This is a genomic window from Rhizobium sp. R693 (assembly GCF_002211315.1).
Taxonomy (GTDB): domain Bacteria; phylum Pseudomonadota; class Alphaproteobacteria; order Rhizobiales; family Rhizobiaceae; genus Rhizobium.
This window is the reverse complement of the sequence record NZ_LOKY01000049.1, coordinates 142,750-162,743: the sequence shown is the minus strand read 5'-3', so window position 1 is coordinate 162,743 and position 19,994 is coordinate 142,750. Positions and strand designations below refer to the sequence as shown.

Annotated in this window: 22 protein-coding genes; 10 read left to right on the top strand and 12 right to left on the bottom strand. The window is 58.8% G+C overall.

Annotation, left to right across the window (positions count from 1 at the left end; genetic code table 11):
- Nucleotides 1-23: 23 nt before the first annotated feature.
- Entirely contained in the window at nt 24-602 is a 579-nt protein-coding gene (locus ATY79_RS31820; protein WP_245312475.1) for a hypothetical protein, read from the top strand.
- Between the two features lie 16 nt (nt 603-618).
- Here ATY79_RS31820 and ATY79_RS29780 read toward each other — a convergent pair whose 3' ends face one another.
- Complete coding sequence (locus tag ATY79_RS29780; protein ID WP_088695064.1) at nt 619-1,359, bottom strand: LuxR C-terminal-related transcriptional regulator; 741 nt, start codon at nt 1,357-1,359, stop codon at nt 619-621.
- A gap of 404 nt (nt 1,360-1,763) precedes the next feature.
- Between ATY79_RS29780 and ATY79_RS29775 the strand changes: the two genes are divergently transcribed.
- Nucleotides 1,764-2,039, top strand: coding sequence for a DUF1153 domain-containing protein (locus ATY79_RS29775; RefSeq protein ID WP_007533628.1), 276 nt, complete (start codon nt 1,764-1,766; stop codon nt 2,037-2,039).
- 321 nt (nt 2,040-2,360) lie between these two features.
- On the top strand, nt 2,361-2,642 hold the full coding sequence (locus ATY79_RS29770) for a GNAT family N-acetyltransferase (RefSeq protein ID WP_088695065.1): 282 nt from the start codon (nt 2,361-2,363) through the stop codon (nt 2,640-2,642).
- A 103-nt stretch (nt 2,643-2,745) separates the two neighbouring features.
- Here ATY79_RS29770 and ATY79_RS29765 read toward each other — a convergent pair whose 3' ends face one another.
- Nucleotides 2,746-3,096, bottom strand: a complete 351-nt coding sequence (locus ATY79_RS29765; protein ID WP_007790305.1) for a hypothetical protein — start codon at nt 3,094-3,096, stop codon at nt 2,746-2,748.
- Nucleotides 3,097-3,538: 442 nt separating this feature from the next.
- Between ATY79_RS29765 and ctrA the strand changes: the two genes are divergently transcribed.
- Entirely contained in the window at nt 3,539-4,240 is a 702-nt protein-coding gene (ctrA, locus tag ATY79_RS29760) for a cell cycle two-component system response regulator CtrA (RefSeq protein ID WP_003542362.1), read from the top strand.
- Nucleotides 4,241-4,375: 135 nt separating this feature from the next.
- On the opposite strand, the gene ATY79_RS29755 is transcribed toward ctrA, so the two are convergent.
- Nucleotides 4,376-4,738, bottom strand: coding sequence for a response regulator (locus ATY79_RS29755; RefSeq protein WP_007790307.1), 363 nt, complete (start codon nt 4,736-4,738; stop codon nt 4,376-4,378).
- A 111-nt stretch (nt 4,739-4,849) separates the two neighbouring features.
- Nucleotides 4,850-5,497 (bottom strand): histidine phosphotransferase family protein, encoded by a 648-nt coding sequence (locus tag ATY79_RS29750; protein ID WP_088695197.1) that lies wholly within the window; start codon nt 5,495-5,497, stop codon nt 4,850-4,852.
- A gap of 190 nt (nt 5,498-5,687) precedes the next feature.
- Between ATY79_RS29750 and ATY79_RS29745 the strand changes: the two genes are divergently transcribed.
- Both ATY79_RS29745 and ATY79_RS29740 read left to right on the top strand, forming a co-directional pair.
- Entirely contained in the window at nt 5,688-6,287 is a 600-nt protein-coding gene (locus tag ATY79_RS29745) for an EipA family protein (protein WP_088695067.1), read from the top strand.
- Between the two features lie 120 nt (nt 6,288-6,407).
- Nucleotides 6,408-7,568 carry a hypothetical protein gene (locus ATY79_RS29740; protein WP_088695068.1) on the top strand — a complete coding sequence of 387 codons (1,161 nt, stop codon included), beginning with the start codon at nt 6,408-6,410 and terminating at the stop codon, nt 7,566-7,568.
- A gap of 2 nt (nt 7,569-7,570) precedes the next feature.
- Here the strand turns inward: ATY79_RS29740 and ATY79_RS29735 are convergent, their stop codons facing one another.
- Together ATY79_RS29735 and ATY79_RS29730 are read right to left on the bottom strand one after the other, a co-directional pair.
- The gene (locus tag ATY79_RS29735) at nt 7,571-8,389 is read right to left on the bottom strand and encodes an RNA methyltransferase (RefSeq protein WP_088705756.1); all 819 of its coding nucleotides are present in this window, start codon (nt 8,387-8,389) and stop codon (nt 7,571-7,573) included.
- A 4-nt stretch (nt 8,390-8,393) separates the two neighbouring features.
- Nucleotides 8,394-8,780 carry a hypothetical protein gene (locus ATY79_RS29730; RefSeq protein ID WP_088695070.1) on the bottom strand — a complete coding sequence of 129 codons (387 nt, stop codon included), beginning with the start codon at nt 8,778-8,780 and terminating at the stop codon, nt 8,394-8,396.
- 42 nt (nt 8,781-8,822) lie between these two features.
- Here ATY79_RS29730 and ATY79_RS29725 point away from each other — a divergent pair, with 42 nt between their 5' ends.
- The gene (locus ATY79_RS29725; RefSeq protein WP_088695071.1) at nt 8,823-9,848 is read left to right on the top strand and encodes an RluA family pseudouridine synthase; all 1,026 of its coding nucleotides are present in this window, start codon (nt 8,823-8,825) and stop codon (nt 9,846-9,848) included.
- Nucleotides 9,849-10,017: 169 nt separating this feature from the next.
- Entirely contained in the window at nt 10,018-10,926 is a 909-nt protein-coding gene (gene rpoH, locus ATY79_RS29720) for an RNA polymerase sigma factor RpoH (protein WP_088695072.1), read from the top strand.
- Nucleotides 10,927-11,001: 75 nt separating this feature from the next.
- Here the strand turns inward: rpoH and ATY79_RS29715 are convergent, their stop codons facing one another.
- Together ATY79_RS29715 and ATY79_RS29710 are read right to left on the bottom strand one after the other, a co-directional pair.
- Nucleotides 11,002-13,326 carry a hypothetical protein gene (locus ATY79_RS29715; RefSeq protein WP_088695073.1) on the bottom strand — a complete coding sequence of 775 codons (2,325 nt, stop codon included), beginning with the start codon at nt 13,324-13,326 and terminating at the stop codon, nt 11,002-11,004.
- A 60-nt stretch (nt 13,327-13,386) separates the two neighbouring features.
- Entirely contained in the window at nt 13,387-14,685 is a 1,299-nt protein-coding gene (locus ATY79_RS29710; protein WP_088695074.1) for an adenylosuccinate synthase, read from the bottom strand.
- A gap of 197 nt (nt 14,686-14,882) precedes the next feature.
- On the opposite strand from ATY79_RS29710, the gene ATY79_RS29705 reads away from it, so the two are divergent.
- On the top strand, nt 14,883-15,800 hold the full coding sequence (locus ATY79_RS29705) for a DMT family transporter (protein ID WP_088695075.1): 918 nt from the start codon (nt 14,883-14,885) through the stop codon (nt 15,798-15,800).
- On the opposite strand, the gene ATY79_RS29700 is transcribed toward ATY79_RS29705, so the two are convergent.
- Nucleotides 15,797-16,642: a GNAT family N-acetyltransferase gene (locus ATY79_RS29700; protein WP_088705755.1), complete on the bottom strand. Its 846-nt coding sequence runs from the start codon at nt 16,640-16,642 to the stop codon at nt 15,797-15,799. The two genes, ATY79_RS29705 and ATY79_RS29700, sit on opposite strands and share 4 nt — an antisense overlap.
- Before the next feature lie 288 nt (nt 16,643-16,930).
- Nucleotides 16,931-17,413, bottom strand: coding sequence for a transcription elongation factor GreA (gene greA / locus ATY79_RS29695; RefSeq protein WP_088695077.1), 483 nt, complete (start codon nt 17,411-17,413; stop codon nt 16,931-16,933).
- Between the two features lie 327 nt (nt 17,414-17,740).
- On the opposite strand from greA, the gene ATY79_RS30700 reads away from it, so the two are divergent.
- Nucleotides 17,741-18,220 (top strand): SGNH/GDSL hydrolase family protein, encoded by a 480-nt coding sequence (locus ATY79_RS30700; protein WP_141105776.1) that lies wholly within the window; start codon nt 17,741-17,743, stop codon nt 18,218-18,220.
- Between the two features lie 390 nt (nt 18,221-18,610).
- Here ATY79_RS30700 and ATY79_RS29685 read toward each other — a convergent pair whose 3' ends face one another.
- The gene (locus ATY79_RS29685; protein ID WP_088695079.1) at nt 18,611-19,210 is read right to left on the bottom strand and encodes a hypothetical protein; all 600 of its coding nucleotides are present in this window, start codon (nt 19,208-19,210) and stop codon (nt 18,611-18,613) included.
- A gap of 169 nt (nt 19,211-19,379) precedes the next feature.
- On the bottom strand, nt 19,380-19,988 hold the full coding sequence (locus tag ATY79_RS29680) for an alpha/beta hydrolase (protein ID WP_088695080.1): 609 nt from the start codon (nt 19,986-19,988) through the stop codon (nt 19,380-19,382).
- Nucleotides 19,989-19,994 lie beyond the last annotated feature (6 nt).

Genomic DNA, 19,994 nt, shown 5'->3' with positions numbered 1-19,994 from the left:
CTGGCACTGGACACCAGTTGAAGGTGAACAAGTCCGCCACCGCGGAAACTGGCACCCTGCTGTTTCAGACTGCATGGTCGGGTCGGGCGGAAATGGGTCTCACCGGAAGCGACGAGTTTTCCGTTAAGGTCAGCGGCGACGGCAGCGATTGGCTGACTGCTCTGACAATTTCACCCCGAGGTGCCGTGAGAACTCCAGCAAGGCCGATCGCGCGGGTGTCCTTGGCCGCAGGAACATCCACACCGGCATCCGGCAGCCGAACCGGTTTCAGCGATTTTCATGTGCTGCAGGGCGGCTTCACCCTCGGCCCGGTCGTTCCGTCCGGCGTCGGCGATCGCCTGCTTATTCCGGAGACCGGTCTCTACATCCTGCTGCTGACAGCAAGCACATTATCTTCTTACGGGCACGCGGCAGTGGTAGAAGCAAACCGCACAACGGCACTTGCATCCGCTGTTGGCCCGGCTTCGGCTGGCGCGGCGCGCCATACTGCGTGCGCGCTGGTGTCACTGACTGAAGGGGATTGGCTGGCCCTCCTGCATGACGGCAGTGCGCAATATGAGTTTGGAGCCACGAAGACCGAACTCTCAGCAATCATGCTGTAAATTAGATCGATGATGCCTAGAGCAGGCGATAGCGGAATGCGCGGGCAATTGCCTGCATGCGATTGACGGAATCGAGCTTTCGCATCGCACTCTTCAAATAGCCGACGACTGTATGGGCGGAGAGATCAAGAATAATCGCGATCTCTTCACTGCTCTTTCCCGCGGCCGACCAGCGCAGGCATTCGACTTCCCGGTTGCTGAGGCTTTCCGTGGGCTGCTCCGGAGGGTTCTGCTGTCCGTATAACTCTAGGAATTCCATCGCACGAAAAACGTGCTCCATCGCCTCCGCACGGGTTAGGCGCACGCGATCCCCCGAGAACACAAAAACGTACTGCCGCAAATGCATGTCATGCAAAGCAAACGCAAAGGTGCTTTTCAGGCCATGCACCCTGAAGAGTGTCGTCAGCTGCTGGTTCTCTTGATTTGCCGCCGCGCTCTCGAAAGGCGGGTTATCGCAAAAGACCGGCATCGCCGTCCTTTTGAGAGCAGCGATAAGCTTGCAGCAATAGAAGAGGTCTGCTTCCTCATAGAAATTGACGAGCTCTTGTGGCCAATTGCCGACAAGATAGTTGCTGACGAAGCCGCTGCGGTCTCCGCGCGGAAATTCGGCCAGCAAGTAGTGATTGAATCCAGCCTCTGTTGCTATTTCGGCGACGTAGTCGCTGAATCGTTCCATGGACATTTTCTGCCCAGACGCGATCCGCGAAAAAACAGTATCGCCCGCGCCGCCGCGGACGGCACGTTCTTGTCTCTTCATTCTCTTGTCCCTCGGCGGCAACCTTCGGCTCAACTTCTTCATCTGCCGACCCTAGAGAGGTCGCACAGCATCCGAGAAAAGCAAAAGCCTCCGTATCAAAAGGATACGAAGCAAACAGCCTTGGTCATTCCGGACACTACAGTAAGAACGGAGACGAATTCTTGCGCTCACAACTATGTTGCAGCGCTTATAAATTGGCGATTATCAATTGCCCACCGACCATTACGCATGGCTCCTATGCGCTCACCACAAATTTACGCTGGGGAAGTCTGCAACGGACGCAAATCGCTTCTTGGCCGGTCGACGCCTAAATTTCTTATCAAAGTGTTACGATGCGCTTAGGCAATTCTTAAATGTGACAAGCTAGAGTGGCTGCCGTGGTCTTGAGTTGTGTAGAGAGTCCAATGACCGAAATGATACGTCCCCGAGTAAAATATGTCATCGGCCCCGATGGCAGCCCGCTGACGATTGCGGATTTGCCGCCGCCGAACACAAGGCGCTGGGTTATCCGCCGCAAAGCAGAGGTTGTAGCGGCGGTTCGTGGTGGCCTGTTGAGCTTGGAAGAAGCCTGCGAGCGTTACACGTTGACTGTCGAAGAGTTTCTGTCCTGGCAGTCTTCCATTAACAGCCACGGCCTTGCCGGTTTGCGCACAACGCGCATCCAGCAGTATCGTCACTGACAAGCCCTTCCGGGCAACGAATTCTACGTTTCGGGCCGATCGGATCTCCTGAGGAGGATCCACAGACGGCCCGAAATCATTAACGCAGCCAGATGATGCCCTGCTTCCATCAGCTGCTAGAAGCCTCACCATAGCTTTTCTGCCCCATGGACCACTCGGCAGGAACTCGATCGGTGACCAGAAATCGCTGCCGGCCTAGTACCGGCAGCAATCTCCCCTACCGCGCGTCTCATCGAACACAGTGTCCTTGTCGGCCGGCTTGGCGCGGCTGAGACGACATGCCAATTTCCACCAATAGCGAAATATTGATGAGGAATGGCAATGGACATCAAGAACGAAGAGAATGCTTCCGGCGGCCGCTACGTCGCAGAGGTGGAAGGCCACCAGGCCGAAATGACCTACTCCCGGACTTCGCCCAAACTCGTCATCATTGACCACACCGGCGTTCCCGATGCGTTGCGCGGCAAAGGCGTTGGCCAGGCACTTGCGCTGCATGCAGTCGAGGAAGCACGCAAAGGCGGATGGAAGATCTTTCCGCTATGCCCTTTCTTCAAGGCGCAAGCACAACGTCACGAGGAATGGCGCGACGTCGTCAACGGCTAGCATTGCAAACAGGAAAAGCCATGTATGACGGACGCGACAGCCCATCATGCATGGCTTTTTTCGAGGCGATGCCCAAGCGCCAAGTAGCGCCCGTTTCCTGCCTTCAGGCTCTTGCCCGGACTGCGCCGTCGCGCTCTTCCAGCGCGGCTGCACGTGCATATTCCGCCTGCATCTCTTCGAGCGCCTGTTCCAGCGACTCTTCCTGCATCTTCAGCTCCTTGATCGAGACCTGAAGATTATCCGCGCGTTGGCGAGCTGCCTTCGCGAAAGTCGGATAGGCGAAGTGATTCGGGTCGGAAATGCCGGACTTTTTTTCTTCGACGACGATCTGGCTCTCCAGATCCTTCGTCATCCGCTCAAATTCGGACATCATCATCTGCAATTGCTGCAGTTGGCGACGTTTTTCGTTCACCTGAAATTCCTTCAGGCGAACTAGGCTCTCACGCGACTTCATACGCATTACTCCAGTGATGCGAGACCCCTGCTCCACTTTAAATCGCCCCGGCGGGCCGCTTTGACACGGACTGCCGAAAAAATTTCCGTCGGTATTAACAAAAACCTACCGCTGGTAACCTTTCGTTTACGGGCATCGTTAATGATAGTACCGATGATTTAAGGGTCGGTAAACACAACTACGCGATTTCCGATACCGTTTCATTGGTGAGTCGAATGAATCGCTTACCAGCCGTTCTTAATGTAAAAGTTAAGGATTTGGCTTTGCGAATTCTCGTTGGAAAACAGCGGAATGGACAAATTATTTAATAAATTGATTACCTCTTGCCAGAGTGAATCAGAATTTGTTAACCATTTCGTGGCAGCTTCCAAATCACGCAGTGACATATTCGGTATCGCGTAGGGGGCCAGACCACCTTTCGGCGGCGGTAAAGGGGATAAGAATGCGGGTACTACTCATCGAAGATGATAGCGCGACAGCGCAGAGCATCGAATTGATGCTCAAATCAGAAAGTTTTAACGTCTACACCACCGATCTCGGTGAAGAAGGCGTCGACCTCGGGAAGTTGTATGATTACGACATCATCCTTCTCGATTTGAACCTTCCCGACATGTCCGGATATGAAGTGCTTCGCACTCTGCGCCTGTCCAAGGTCAAGACACCGATCCTGATTCTGTCCGGCATGGCCGGCATTGAAGACAAGGTTCGCGGCCTTGGTTTCGGCGCTGACGACTACATGACCAAGCCTTTCCACAAGGACGAGCTGGTCGCGCGCATTCATGCGATTGTCCGCCGTTCCAAGGGCCACGCCCAGTCCGTCATTATGACCGGCGAGCTGATCGTCAACCTCGATGCAAAGACCGTCGAAGTCGGCGGCCAGCGCGTCCACCTGACGGGCAAGGAATACCAGATGCTGGAGCTGCTTTCGCTCCGCAAGGGCACCACGCTCACCAAGGAAATGTTCCTGAACCACCTCTACGGCGGTATGGACGAGCCGGAACTGAAGATCATCGACGTCTTTATCTGCAAGCTGCGCAAGAAGCTCGCAAATGCTGCCGGCGGCGCAAATTATATCGAAACTGTCTGGGGCCGCGGCTACGTTCTGCGCGAGCCGGATGGTGCCGAGTACGCCGAAACCGCCTGACGTTTCATCCCCTTTGCCAAGCTTAAAGAAATCCCGTCCGTTGTGGCGGGATTTCTGTTTTTGGCATGCAAGCCGTTTTGGATACATGGAGAAGCCGCCCGGAGGCGGCTTCGGTCGGTTGAGAGATCTTGGAAACTATGCGGCGATCGCACGGTTGCCGAAAACGGCCGTGAGAATCTTGCGGTCGAACGGCTTGAGTAGAAAATCGGTCGCCCCTGCCCGCTTGCCCATCATCAGCTTCTTGAGATCGGCCTCGACCACGCAATAGTAGATCTTGACCTCCTTGCCGCCTTCCATGCCGCGAATGGTCGAAATCAGCTCGAGTGCATTGTCCATACCGGAATCGACGATGAGGTATTCGGGGAGTTGAACCTGGCAGTTGGCGAGAGCTTCAACGGCACTCGAGGCTTCACTGACCATAAAGTCGAGCTCGGAAAGGATGCGCTTTCCCACCTTCCGAACGACATCCGACGAGTCGGCGATCATAAACCTCTGCATGGCTGCTCCTTGCCCCAGCTTCTGTCCCGGCTGGCGTCTTACCAGCCAAGGATAGAAACATTAGGCTAAGGATTTATTACCTCGACGAGCCGAAACGGGCCGAGGTCTTCATCAAACAGCGACAACGTCAGCGGTAAATGTCAGCTCTTCCGTGGTTGCGCCGTGGCCGAGCGCCATGCCGCATTCGTCAGCGAGCAGCACCGTATAATACGGCTGGATCGAATGGGCATCGATGGCTTCCTCGATTTCCCCGGTCGAAATCTCCACGAATTTCGGCGGCAGGCGCATCAGCTTGCCCTTCGCGACGATCTTGAATTTTGCGTCAAGCTCGGGGTTCTCAAGCGTGACTTCGATGACGCCGCCGCGTGGAATCGACGAATAGGCCACCAGGAAGAGATTGAGCAGCAACTTGACGCGGTTCTTGGCGATGATCGCACGCGGACCAGTCCAGACAACCTCGGTCTTCTTCTCGGCGGCTGCGAAGTCCTTTGCCGCGCGTTCGGCTTCACCGGTATCGATCGAAGCCCCGACCGATCCGGAAGCACCAAAGGCGAGCCGGGCGAACTTCAGACGGACAGAGGCGTTGAGCGCGCTTGTCCTGATAAGATCCATCGCGTCGGCATCGGCGCCGCCCTCGTCCAGAAGCTCCAGACCGTTGTTGATTGCACCGACCGGCGAGATAACGTCATGGCAGACGCGACTGCACAGAAGCGCTGCCAGGTCCGGGCCGGTCAGGGTGAGGTTTGGATTCTTCGACATCATCGTCTCCAGGGGCGGCAAGATCATTCCGCCGTCTATCTTGCATCATCAAAATTGCGCGAAGTTTGCGGCCGCACTCGGCGCCATAATGACACCATATTTGGTAAACCGATTGTTAAGACCATACGCGCAAAATGAATCAAACGCCGGAAACGGCTCATCGTACCGACCATGATGAACGGATGACACCATGCGCTCCCATTTCCTCGGAAGATTTTCCGCCATCTGCCGACTCTTTGTTGCGCTGACCCTTTCGCCCCTCATCCTTGTTCCGACCAAGGCAACGGCACAGCAACAGTCCAACGGTGGCCAGTATTCGATGCAGGAAATCGTCGACGCCGGGCACTCGTTTTTCGGCTCGACGAGTGGCGGGCTGGCCAAGGTGATCGAAGCGGCCTTTCAGAAATACGGCCTTCCGAACGGCTACATTCTCGGCCAGGAAGGCTCTGGCGCCTTCATCGCCGGCCTCACATACGGCGAGGGCCAGTTGAACACAAAGAATGCTGGCGAACATCCGCTCTACTGGCAGGGTCCGTCGCTCGGCATTGATTACGGCGGTCAGGGCACGCGAGTCATGATGCTGGTCTATGACCTGCCCTCGACAGACGCCATATACGCGCGCTTCGGCGGCGTCAGCGGTCAGGCCTTCGTGATCGCTGGCTTCGGCATGACTCTTCTCAAGAACGATAACGTGCTTGTCGTGCCGATCCGCACCGGCGTCGGCGCGCGCCTCGGACTGAATGTCGGCTACCTCAAGGTGACGCCGAACCCAACCTGGAATCCTTTCTGATTTCCATCCGCGCCAGCGAACTCTCGCTCGCCGTTACCTTTCCGCCACTTGCCCTACGCGTCAGGTCCGCTTAATCATTGGTCCTGACGCAAATCAACCCCTGGAAGCCGTGGCGACGCCGTGATCGAATATGCTCTCTTGTTCGGATTGGGCTTCCTGACGGCAGCGTTCCTCGTTTTCCTGGTGTCGCCTGCTGTTCACCGCCGCATTGTCTGGTACACGGAAAATCGGATGCGCGCGACGATGCCGCTCAGCCCGCAGGAAGTGCGGGCACAGAAGGATATGGTCCGGGCCCTTTATGCCGCGGAAAATGCCAAGACCACACAGGACCTCGTGCGCGAGCGCGAAAAGTCGCTGGCGCTGCAACTGAAGCATGACGCGCTGGCGCTCGATGCGGGACGGTTTGCCGCCGAGATCGGTGGGCTGCAGGCCCAAATCAGCGACATGAGTGTCGAAGCTGCGGAACAGCGCTCGCACCTGCGCAAGGACGAGAACTATATCAGCCAGCTGAAGACCAGCCTTCACATTGCCGAGCAGGCAAGCGCCGCCAAGGAAGGCGAGCTAGACGTTCTTCGCATGCGCCTCAACAAGCTTGCAGAGCAGACCGACAATCTCAAGATCGATTTGGCGGCGCGCGAGACCGAAATCGAGAGTGTGACATTCAAAGCAAACGCGATCCGCGTCGAGCGGGACAATCTTCGCCAGGACGTGAGCCTGTTGCAGAAGCGCGCGAAGGATGCGGAGCAGGCGCTCGCCCAGCACGAGCACGCAGTCATCCGGCTCAAGGACCAGGCGGACCGCGATGCGGCATCGGTGGCCGACAAGGATGCACTCCTCCGACGCCGCCAGCAGGAAATTGCCAAGCTGAAGGAACAGGTCAAGGCCGTGAACGCTGAACTGCGCAAAGCAAACCGCGCGCTCCGCGGCGCAGGCCTCCCGCCTGTAATCGCAGATTCGGTTTCGCAGGAGCGGGCAACAGAGGAAACGATGACAACCGAACTCGATACCGCAGCGATTGCAGCGCGCCTGAGCGACGAAGTGCGCAAGCGCAGTGCCGCCGTCTCAGAACAACTTCTGAAAGCGAAATCCGACTCTGGCCACGACGGCGCGATACGCGAGGAGATCGCCGGCATCGCTGCAAGCATGGTTGCGTTGACCGCCATCAACGAAGGCCCCTCCTCGCCGATCCGCGACCTTCTGCCGGACGCCACCGACGCTCAGGATGGCGAGCGCATCAACCTCGCGCAGCGCGCGGCCACGATCTTGTCCGAGCCGGGCTGAAATCAGATCAGTGCTGCAGCCGATGACATGGCGAAGAGAGCAATGCCCGTTGCCGTCGCCACGTTCAAGCTGTCCAATCCTTGCGATTGTGGGATGCGCGCGCTGCGGAAGCGCTCCAGCACCGCGGGAGGTAACCCCTCGCCTTCTGTACCCACAACCAGTGCCATGCGCTCCGCCGGTGGTATGGCCCGAATGTCGGTCTCGCCGCGGGGCGAAAGCGTCCAGATTGAAAAGCCGTTCGCCGCAAGCCGTGTCAGCACGTCAAGCGCCGTGCCCTTCCGTTCGTAAGGAACGCTGAGCACGGAGCCGACGGACACGCGCAGTGCCTTCCGGTAGAGCGGGTCACACGACGTCTCGTCTAGAAAGACACCGTCCGCCTTAAAGGCGGCCGCATTGCGGAACATGGACCCGGCATTGTCATGGTTGGAAATGCCGCATCCCACGAGAACCAACGAACGCGCCGGCAGTCGGTCGATAAGATCGAATTCAGCCACCTCGCGCCTGCCGAGCGCCAGCACGCCGCGATGCAGATGAAATCCGACGATCCGGTCCAGAACCTCCGCCTCGGCGACATAAACCGGCACATTGTCCGGTAACCTCTCGAGGATTGGAGCGACGCCATCGACACGGTTCTTGAGCAACAGCACTTTTTCAGTAGCAAAGCTGCCGCTGCGGCTCGCCTCCGCCAGCAGCCGAAGCACCACCGTACCCTCCGCGATGAAGCGGTTATGCCGGCCGGTGAGATCGCGCTCGCGAATGTCACGAAAGTCGGTGATGCGCGGATCGTCGGCACTCTCGATGGCTATGAGGCGAGAAGGCATCGCCCTAGCCGCCGTTAATCGTCACATCGGCAACAATGTGCCCCGACAGGATGTCGACGACAAGCGACTTCTTAATTCCGTTGGCTGTGGCCCCGAAGAACATGATCTGGCCTCCCGAGAGCGACGAGGACTGGATGACAAAACCCGGCGGCAGCGTTGCCGTCACATGCACCGGCGCATCGGAGGGAACGGCCGTGGATGTTGCGGCCACGGGTTCCTTCGCAGGAGCCCGCATCGTCTTGTAGACAACGGCGCCGAAGACAGCCATAAGGCTCACGAACATGATGATGCCTGAGACGATCTGCAGGCGGATCATCTTGCGCCGGACACGTTCCATCGCCGGATCAAGGGGCTTTTCGTCCTGATCGTCGTCTGGCTGGATATTCGTCATATGTGGCGTTCCGTTCTATAAATCATTCGGAGAAGAAGCGTCTTGAGCGACCCCTTTAAACAAGCATCCGGCATTAGAAAAGTCCTCACCGCTGACGAGAACGCTGAAGGCCGTCTGGACGCGTGGATGACGGCACAGCTTGGCGAAGAGTTTTCGCGCAGCCGCGTGAAGGTGCTGATCAAGGAAGGCCAGGTCTCGGTGGCCGGTAAGGTCGTCGCCGATCCGCAGAAAAAGGTGCGTCCGGGCGATACCTTTGAGATCCTGCTGCCTGAGCCTGAGGATCCGACGCCGCAGGGTGAGAATATCCCGCTCGATATTCTGTACGAAGACGACGACGTCATCGTCATCTCCAAACCGGCTGGCCTGGTGGTGCACCCCGCGGCTGGCAACTGGACGGGCACACTCGTCAACGCGCTAATCTATCATTGCGGGGACAGTCTGTCGGGCATCGGCGGCGTGCGTCGTCCGGGCATCGTCCACCGGCTGGACAAGGACACCACGGGCGTAATGGTCGTCGCCAAGAACGATATCTCTCATCGCCACCTGTCGCTTCAGTTTGCCGATCACGGGCGGACCATGCCGCTGGAGCGTGCCTACCAGGCGATCGTCTGGGGCCGTCCTCGCTCGTTGACCGGAACCATCAATGCCCCGCTCGGCCGCTCCGTCGGCGACCGTACGCGCCGGGCCGTGAAGCGGCCCGAAACGCAGGATGCCGACGAGGCAATCACGCACTACGAAGTTCTCGAGCGCTTCCATGAGAACCCCGACGCGACATCACTTGCCTCGCTTGTCGAGTGCCACCTCGAAACCGGCCGCACCCATCAGATCCGCGTGCACATGGCACATATCGGCCACCCGCTGCTCGGCGATACGGTCTACGGAGCAGGTTTCAAAACCAAGGCAAACCTGCTTCCGGATGCTGCCAGGAAGACTGTGAACGCCTTCGGAAGACAGGCGCTCCACGCCTACCTGCTGCAATTCGAGCACCCGCGCACCGGCGAGGTTATGCACTTCGAAGTGCAACTGCCAGAGGACATGGAGGAACTGGCAAACGCCCTAAGGGCCTAGCCGGAGTAACGCCTTCGTGAAAGGGCGTGCGGCCTTGAACCCCTGTTCCGCCATACTTATCTGTACATTGACTTAGTGCGGGCTTGGATAAAGCCGCACGTCCCGGTTTGCCTTTCGACGCAGGGGCGCGTTCCATCGGGAACCGGAATTCAGATAGGAGGGTGCTTTTATGGCCCGAAATAACTTGCCGTCCATTACCGCCGGCGAAGCCGGTCTCAATCGTTATCTCGACGAGATTCGCAAGTTCCCGATGCTGGAGCCGCAGCAGGAATATATGCTCGCGAAGCGCTATGCGGAACACGGCGATCGCGAAGCCGCACACAAACTCGTCACCAGCCACCTGCGCCTCGTTGCGAAGATCGCGATGGGCTATCGCGGCTATGGCTTGCCGATCGGCGAAGTCGTCTCCGAAGGGAACGTCGGCCTGATGCAGGCCGTCAAGAAGTTCGATCCGGAACGCGGTTTCCGTCTTGCCACCTATGCCATGTGGTGGATCAAGGCCTCGATCCAGGAATACATCCTGCGTTCCTGGTCCCTGGTGAAGATGGGTACGACCGCCAATCAGAAGCGACTGTTCTTCAATCTGCGTCGCCTCAAGGGCCGTATCCAGGCCATTGACGACGGTGACTTGAAGCCGGAACACGTCGCTGAGATTGCCACCAAGCTGAACGTCTCCGAGGAGGAGGTCGTCTCGATGAACCGCCGCCTGTCGGGCGACGCGTCGCTGAACGCACCGATCAAGGCCTCGGAAGGCGAGTCCGGCCAATGGCAGGATTGGCTCGTCGACGACCATGACAGTCAGGAAGAGGTTCTGATCGAGCAGGACGAACTCGACACCCGTCGCCGTATGCTGGCGAAGGCGATGAGCGTTCTGAACGACCGTGAACGCCGTATCTTCGAGGCGCGTCGTCTCGCTGAAGATCCGGTAACGCTGGAAGACCTCTCGTCGGAGTTCGACATCAGCCGCGAGCGCGTTCGTCAGATCGAAGTCCGCGCATTCGAGAAGGTTCAGGACGCCGTTCGCAAGGAAGCTCTCGAACGCGCCAAGGCCGTTCGGGTGGTGGAAGCGACGGCGTAACGCTCGATCGTAGTTTAAACAGAAAGGGCGGGACCATTTGGTCCCGCCCTTTCTTTTTGTCGATTCGATAGTCGCCTACTGACTGGTCGATACATCGCCGAAAGCGGCCCATTCCTTAATCGCGGCGTTGAACGCCTCAGCGCCCGTAGTGCCCTTCTGCATTGTCAGAAGTGCACGGCGACCGTTGCGATACGTGATCGGAATATCGATCCAGTCGCGGCTTGAAAGGAGATCGAGGTTCGCCTTGCGCGCGTCCGGATAGTCGTTAAGGGCGATCATGTGGAAATCGTCGGTAATCTTTGCAGGCACAGCAATCAGGGCGTCGCCGCGATCCTGTTCGGTGCGCTTCATCGAAATACGCTGAACGCTTTCGATGGCGCCGCCTTCAAAATTCGGCGGCAGCGAGAAGACCACCTCGACGATATGGCTGGCCGGCAGCGACGGATCGGAGTTGCGCTTGAACGTCAGCTGTGCCGACAGATTGCGTTCCGGAACGGTTACAGTCGCCTGTACCGTCGCTTCCTGCCTGCCGTCGGAACCTGCCTCGTGCTGGAGACTCCAGACGACGGACCCCTGGATGGCGGTCGGCGAACTCTGACCGATCCGCTCCTCGTATAGGAACATCTTCTCGGTGGAACCTACCGGCGCAGCTTGCGTAGCTCCAGGCGCCGCTGGCGCAGTCGCAGGCGGGGCATTCGTTGCGGGCGTCGTCGAGGTCACTGGCGGGGTCGTATCCGCCGCTGCAACGTTCTGCTCGGCTACCGACTTTCCTTCGGCCGTCGGCGTTCCCGGAACGGAAGCGGGGCCGCTGTCCACCTCTGTACCATCGACAAGAAGCCGCTGGTTGAACTTGTTGTTGACGGAAGCGCCATCATTCAAGGAAGCAACTTCCTTGTTTGCCTCAGCCGGCTTTGCCTCGCTGGTCTGCGGCGTTGTCGCACCGGGCTTGGTGGGCGTCTGCTCGTTCTTCGTGCCCTGCGAAGGAGCCGCGCTCACGAGGTTCTTCACCATTGACGACAGCGCGTCCTTATTGGTCCAGGCGGCATATCCGCCACCACCGACCACGCCCAGCGCAATGAGAATCGTAACGATGGAGCCGATGCCAAAACGGCGGCGCTTCGGCTCCATACGGAGGTTTTTGCCCTGGAACTTGGCAGCAACCGCACTGTCAAGATCGGCCGCCGGAATGCCGTCATCATCCTCGGCAACGACGCCACGATTGTCGTATCCGCGAAGTGGCTTTGCCTCCTGCCAGGCCGGATTGGTTTCCGAGGCAGATTTTGCTGCCGGCGCCCCATGAATTTCCGAGAAGAGATCGCCGTCGTCAAAATGGGCGTTGATCGGAACCTTCTTGCCGCTTTCAATCGGCGGCAAGTCGTCGAAGGCCGCGGACTCCCAGGAGAAGCCCTCATTCGCGGCGGGCATCTTCACGCCGCCTGGCGTATGGTCGATCCCTGCGATGACGTCTTCGAACGCACGTGCCGCTTCATTTGCGGGAGCAACTGGCGCTGCTTCCGAAAACTGCCTGAGTTCCTCGAGTGCCCAATCCGTCTGCGCATCCTTGGCGGGAGGCGCCGGTGTTTCCTCCACGGGCTCTGCCCACACCGGATCGAAATGCCCGGCGGCATCTGCCTGGAGCGGCTCCTCCTGGCTGCGATCCACGAATTCCTCCGGAGGACGGTCCAGCCCAAGGACCGGTTCGACCAGACGGTTGGTCAGATCGTAGTCACGCGCAATCGGCTGCGCCGATTCAGCATAGGTTGGCTCGACCGGTTCGAGCAGCGGCTCCTCGGGCGCGACAACATGCTCTTCTTGACCGCGCCGATCCTCGTAGACAACCTCTTCGGAATGAGCAGCCTGCCAATGCTCTACAGGCTCGGCTTCCTCGACGGGAGCCGCCTGCTCCTCATTCGCCCAAGGTTCCTCCTGCTGCGCCGTATGCTCCGGCTCGGCAGCGACAGGTTCCTCATAGTGAGGCGCAGGCTCGTCGGCCGGCTCTTCGTAGCCAGGTGCTGCCAATTCTTCGGCTTCCACGTGATCTTCGTGGACCGGCGTCGCATGCAACGGCTCCTCGACTACGGCTTCGTCGGCAAGCGATTCAGGCGCGGCAGCTTCCGGCTCAGGGGCGGCATCGACGCTTGACCCAACGGCAGTCTCATCTGCGAGCGAGGCACCATCGACCGGAACGGCTTCGGCATGTTCCGCTTCGACTTCGCGGATTGCAGCTTCGAGCTTTTCAAGCTGCCGTTGCAACATCGCTTCCGGTGGGCGCGGCTTCATATTCTCGAGCTGCCGCTGAACAGCACCGCGAGCACGCTCGTAGACTTTCACCCGCATCTCGGGAGTATTTTCAGACAGGCCGTCAACCGCCCGCCGGATAACTGCGATAAAATCCGCCATTCGTACTTTCTCTAAGAGTGCGGCTCGCCCTGCGAACCGCACAAATAATGACCCACGACCTTAGTCCTCAAACGGATCGGTCACAAGTATCGTGTCGTCTCGCTCAGGACTTGTAGACAAGAGAGCGACAGGCGCCCCGATCAACTCTTCGACCTGGCGGACATACTTGATTGCCTGGGCCGGCAGATCGGCCCAGCTGCGCGCGCCGACAGTCGATTCCTTCCAGCCTTCAAGTGTAACATAGATCGGCTCAACGCGTGCCTGCGCGCCCTGGCTGGCCGGAAGATGATCGATTTCTTCACCGTCGAGCTTGTAGCCGACGCAGATCTTCAATTCGTCCAGGCCGTCGAGAACATCGAGCTTCGTCAACGCGATCCCGGTAATGCCGTTGGTTGCAACCGACTGGCGCACCAGCGCCGCATCGAACCAGCCGCAGCGACGCTTACGGCCGGTTACCGTGCCGAATTCGTGGCCCTTTTCACCGAGGAACTGGCCAATGTCATCATGCAGCTCGGTCGGGAACGGCCCCTCGCCAACGCGCGTCGTGTAGGCCTTTGTGATGCCGAGGATATAGCCGAGCGATCCTGGGCCCATGCCCGAACCGGCCGCAGCCTGACCGGCAACCGTGTTCGAAGATGTTACGAACGGGTACGTGCCATGGTCGATGTCGAGCAGGCTTCCCTGCGCGCCTTCGAACAGAATGCGGGCGCCCTTGCGGCGCTCCTTGTCAAGGAAAAGCCAAACGGTATCGCGGTAGGGAAGCACGCGATCGGCGATCGACGTCAGTTCGGTCATGATCGTGTCGTGGCTGACCTCGACGACGCCAAGGCCGCGACGCAATGCATTGTGATGCGTCAGAATACGGTCGACCTTACCAGGCAGCGTGTCCAGATCAGCGAGATCCATCACGCGGATGGCGCGGCGGCCGACCTTGTCTTCATAGGCCGGACCAATGCCGCGGCGCGTGGTGCCGATTTTCGTACCGCTGTTGGACGCGGCGTCTTCGCGGTAGGCGTCGAGCTCGCGGTGCAGCGAAAGAATAAGCGTTGCGTTGTCGGCAATGCGCAGGTTCTCGGGAGAGATTTTTACGCCCTGCTTCTCCAGCTTCTCGATCTCGGCGATCAGCGCATGCGGATCGACGACGACGCCGTTGCCGATCACGGCCATCTTGCCGGGACGCACGACGCCGGATGGCAAAAGCGACAGCTTGTAGCTGGTTCCGTCGATAACCAGCGTATGGCCTGCATTGTGTCCGCCCTGATAGCGCACAACGATGTCCGCACGTTCCGAAAGCCAATCGACAATCTTGCCCTTGCCTTCGTCACCCCATTGCGAACCGACCACGACTACGTTCGTCATTCACGTCTTCCTGTTAAAGGCGGATTTAACCGCACCCTTCTCAAACCCGCGCATCTATAAAGCTTTGTCACGGGGAAAGCGACCCTGTTGTGCCGCCGGAATCGGCTTTTTACGTGACAAATCAGCCATCATCGGGCTATTGGCCAATCATACTCTGAGGTTGAGAACCGCATCGCCGTCATCTGGAAGAATCGCCTGTGCAGGTCGCCGCCTATATTTCTCTCGTCGTCGCAGCACTCTGCTGGGGCGGAAACGCGGTGGCGGGCAAGCTCGCGCTTGGTCACGTTAGCCCGATGATGCTGACGTTTCTGCGCTGGTTCCTTGCGACAGCGCTCATAGCCGCCGTTTCGGTCCCGCAGTTGAAACGCGACTGGCCGATCGTCCGCAGGAATCTGCCGCTGCTCTTCTTTTACGGCGTCATCGGCTACACGCTTTTCAACGCGATGCTTTACTCGGCCGTCAAGTATACGACCGTGATCAATGTTGCGATCGAGCAGGCCGGCATTCCGATGCTGATCTTCCTCTTGAATTTCGTCTTCTTCCGCACAGGCGTTTCTGCCGCGCAAATCGTCGGCTTCGCCATGACACTAGGCGGCGTCGCATTGACCGCAGCGCATGGCGACCTGACAACCCTGCTGCAACTTGGCCTCAACCACGGCGACGGCCTGATGCTGATCGCTGTCGCCGCCTACTCGGTCTACACCATCTTCCTGCGCTGGAAGCCGCGGCTCGATTGGCGCACCCTGATGGCTATCCCCGCGCTCGGTGCGACGCTGACCGCAGTGCCGCTTCTTGTTTGGGAGAGCACACAGGGCGCTGTTCGGCTACCTGACAACAAGGGCTGGCTGATTGCCTTCTACACAGCAATCTTCGCCTCCTTGCTTGCGCAGATCCTCTATATCAAGGGCGTCGAGGCAATCGGCGCAAATCGCGCCGGGCTCTTCATCAACCTTGTGCCGGTGTTCGGAACGCTGTTATCCGTAGCGCTGCTTGGCGAGCGCCTTCAGCCTTTCCATTTGATTGCGCTTTCGCTCGCCTTGGGCGGCATTGCCATCGCCGAAAAAGGTCGCCCCCAAAAGGCCGCCTCAACCGCCCCCGCCTCGCCTATGGACTAGCCGAGTTCCAGCGTCGTGACGCCGAAGATATTCTTCAGCGGAACGACGGGCGCTGTTCCCCGATACATCCGCGCCGTTTCGAAGACCGGCGCCAAGCCCATGCTCTCGGCAAGCTCAACCGCCTCGCCATTGCTGGTCGGAATGTCAATGAAGACCTTGGCCCCTTTGGCGTGTGGCGTGAGGGCTGAAAGCAAGGCTCCAGCGCTATCCCTGTCGGCGGCAAACAGCGGACCGATCTTGTAGCCGTCGTAACAACGACGGATAGTTCCGTACCCACGAATCTTGCCGCTCTTGCGCACCACCGCCGAATGCCGGTCCCTGCGCGCCGCACACCATGACGCCACAAACGCCGGCCGCGGTGCGGGAAAGATCGTTGCGTCGTAGCGCAGCAATCCGTCGAGTTTATCCGATACAGCCTGAGCGGCCAGTGTTGACCCAGGCACGGCCGATATCACGCCGCCGTAGCGAACCGTCCGGTAAGCCTCTTCGAAGCCGGCCTTGCGGTAATTGTCCTGCTGCGCGGGGACACCGTCCAGCCCAATGCTGCGGCCTTCCGCGGACGCCACGCCGGCATTCCAGATGGCCCTGCCATAGCCCTTACCCCGAAAATCGGGATGGACGATATAAAGCCCCAGGAAAGCGAAATCTTCGCCATATTTGACGACGGAAATCGAGGCGACCGGCACCTCCCCTAGCACGCCAACGAAAAATCCGGACGGGTCCGCATCGTGGAAAGCAACCGAGTCGTCGAGGCCGGGATTCCATCCCTCCTGACGTGCCCACTCGAGCACTAGCTCTAACTCACCGGGTCGCATCGGGCGAACGGCAAACTCCGAATTCATGCAACGTCCCTAAATCAGATCGACCGCAAGTTCGCACTTGCGGGACAAATAAAGATCAAAGTCTAACAGCCGTAAACCAACCGACGGCGAAGAAACATGTTCACGGCTAAGGCGATCTGCAGCGATCGTCATGAAGCACGACCCGAAAATTCTTCGCATCGCAACCATCATGGAACAGGGAGATTACAATCTCAAGATAATTACTTAAGAGAACATGAAGATGCGCCCAGCTTCAGAGTTCAGAGAAGCTTAAGCTGCTCGAAAATCGTACGAGCGTCATGTTCGCATCTACGCGATGGCGATGACCTCAAGCTCTTGACCACCGAGACTGACGACATCTCCGATCGTCTTGCCGATGAGAGTTCTCGCCACCGGAGATACAAAGGAAATCGATCCGGCTTTGGGATCGGCTTCATCCTCTCCCACGACCCGATATGTCTGCACGCGCCCGTCGTCCCGGCTGAAGGTCACGGTGCTTCCAAAGGCAACGGTATCAAATGAAATCGGATCAGGCATAACCTGCGCCGTGCGGACGCGCGTAGTAAAGTAGCGTAGATCCCGTAACGGGTTCGCTGCTTGCCGCCGCCGCTCATTTACATCTTCGATCGTGCTCGCGGCATCATAGGCCTCGCGCGCTTGCTGCAGTTGCAATTCCAGAGCCTTCAGGCCCGCTTCCGTAACGAGGTTCGGATGCGACGAAATTGGACGGTCAGGCAAAAGTGTCTCCGAAGCAGCTTCGGCACTTTCCTCTTTGACGAAGGCAACACTCAATTTCGAAACTCCGCTCTTTGGTCTCTGATTTCGCAACGCTCAGCCGATGGGTCGCGATTGATCGAAACAACGCATATTCCGCAATGGCGTGACACCGGTTGTTAGGCTGTCGCCGTTGCAGTCGATCTTATACCATCTCGTCCAATGGTCACAGCCGGGCAAGAACAACGACCGCACCTCCCGTTCCGAACGAACCGCCTGAGCGGCCCGATTGCCGCAAGCCGCCATGGCTAGTTTCGGCAAATGGGTTTGGCTACCCGGCTGATTTTCCCCGCTTGCTCCAATCGAAATAGGATCACATTCCCATTCATCGCTGTGGAGCCTTTCATGTTTCTCGGTCTCAGTGTCAGTCCAATTCAGCCAGCGCATCGCGCCATGCCGAAACAACGTTCCGCTGTCGCCTTCGGAGATAGCCTGACAGCGGGCGCCGGCGCATCGTCCCCCTACCACTCCTACCCCGCGTTGGCGGCCTCTTTGTTCGACCCGCCTCGTATTATCCTCAATCGCGGCATGGGTGGCCAGACGTCCACCCAGATCGCCGCTCGTCAGGGAGGCAAGCCGTTGCTGCTCGCGGTGCAGGGTCCCGAATCCAAGAACCTGTTTCCGCGTACCCGCGACTGGATGGCTTCCTTTGACGCCGGTGTCATCAACGGACTGGCTCACGAGTTGGTAGCCCTCGGGCATCGACGACGCCGGGCTCCCCTACGGCGACGTTCGCATTCATGGAACAGCGACCGCCACGTTCACGGATGTCGGACGACAGATATATGGCTCCATAGCCGCAAACCGCGAAGTCGAACCAGGTAGCCACTGGACCATATCGGGCGAGGCTCAACTCAGCGGCGGCTCGACCAGCGGCGTGAACGGCTTCAATCTCCCACTCATTCAGGCGGACGAACCCGGAGGATATCTCAACGAGATTGCATCCTTTAGCTTCCCGCTCGACGGCACGCGCAATAGCATGTCCGGAAGCGGCGAAACAACCCACACTTATATTCGATCGACATTTCTGCTGAGCGTCACGACCGGCAGCGCCATCGACATAAAGCTCCGCATTTTCCCCGGTCAATTCGAGGCTGGCCCGCTGCGCACATCGCTGGAGCCCACACCCGGTGACGGCACAATCGCGCCCTACAGCCCCCCATTCTCGATGAAATCTCGTTTCGTCAACGGCACGGAGGGTTGGGCCCCTCGCCTTCAGGATGGCAACGCGACGCCACTGCGGATACCGGCCGAAACAGCGCTCGCCACTTTGGCTTCAACCTGCTTCTTGATGTAAACGGCCGTCACAAGATTCGCGAGCCGCGCGGCTTTCTCCGCATCGTCCGATGCTACTCCCACGCCGATGAGGTAGGTCAAGCCTTCGCCGCGAACCCGAACGGCGTCCTTGAAAGTCGACAATACCTCCCCAGCCGCCGTGTCGCCTGAGGCCGCGTTAGCACCGAATCCAATCCTGGACAGTAGCCGGTCCTTGAAGCGGTTGGATGCGAACTCCGGGTCAGCAAGCAGATTGCCGTCCTTGATCGCCTCCACCAACGCCGCATCGGATTGAATGATACGAACCTCGCCTTCCACTCGGGAGTTGTCGGTAAGCCCGTTTGTGGTGGCGGCGTCCAGGTCGAGGAGATTCTTTGAACTTGTATCGACAAGAACCACGACTGCGCGGTGTAGCGAGGCGTGAGCGAGAAGACCAGGGTGATGCTCACCAGGAAGATTGGTAGTCCCACTAGCAATATTGTCCGAGCTTGCCGGTGGGCCAATCCAAATCAGTATTCGGAGGTCTGCGACATCGTTCATGCGAATGCAAACCCTCAACAAGCTACAGCTGAATACTCGCTTAGGTTTTATCGCGCAAACAACTACCACAACAGAAACGCTTCACAACCAGAGATAAGCCTATTGGATTATCACCCTCCGCATTCGAATGGGGCCAGTGGGATGGCAATAACCAGCCCACTGGATTCGCTTATTGATACGGCTCGAAGAACCTGTGAATGGCGTCGATCTCGTTCTGCCTGATATCGTGCCCGCCTGCATGCCATTCCGTCGCGACGGAAGCGCGCTGTCCTTCGAAGTAGTCCGCCAAGGCCTTTGTCACGGGCGCCGGGCTGATCGGGTCGCGCTCGCCGGCCGTGATCAGTATCTTGCGCCCGATCAAGGCGGGATTTGCCTTCGGCTGAAACGGAATCAGCGGATGCATCAGAACCGAAGCATCGAATAGCCCCTTCTCGATCGACACGTTGGCGAGGATGTTTGCTCCGTTCGAAAAACCAAGACCGAGCACAGCGCTCGCCTCGTGTTGCTTGGCCAGCGTTGCGACAAAGGACGCCAACTTCTCCGTTGCCCGGCCAAGGTCCGCCATGTCGTAGACGCCCTCGCCGGTACGCTTGAAGAAGCGTGCGGCACCAAACTCCGAGACGTCCCCTCGCGGCGAGACAATCGTCGCTTCCGGCAGTAGGCGCCGCCCGAAATCGAAGAACTGGTTTTCGTCGCCCCCCGTTCCGTGCAGCATGAAGAGGATGGGCTTTCCGGGTGCACCGGCCTGCAGCCGGTGCACATAGCTATTATCGGTCATTGTGCG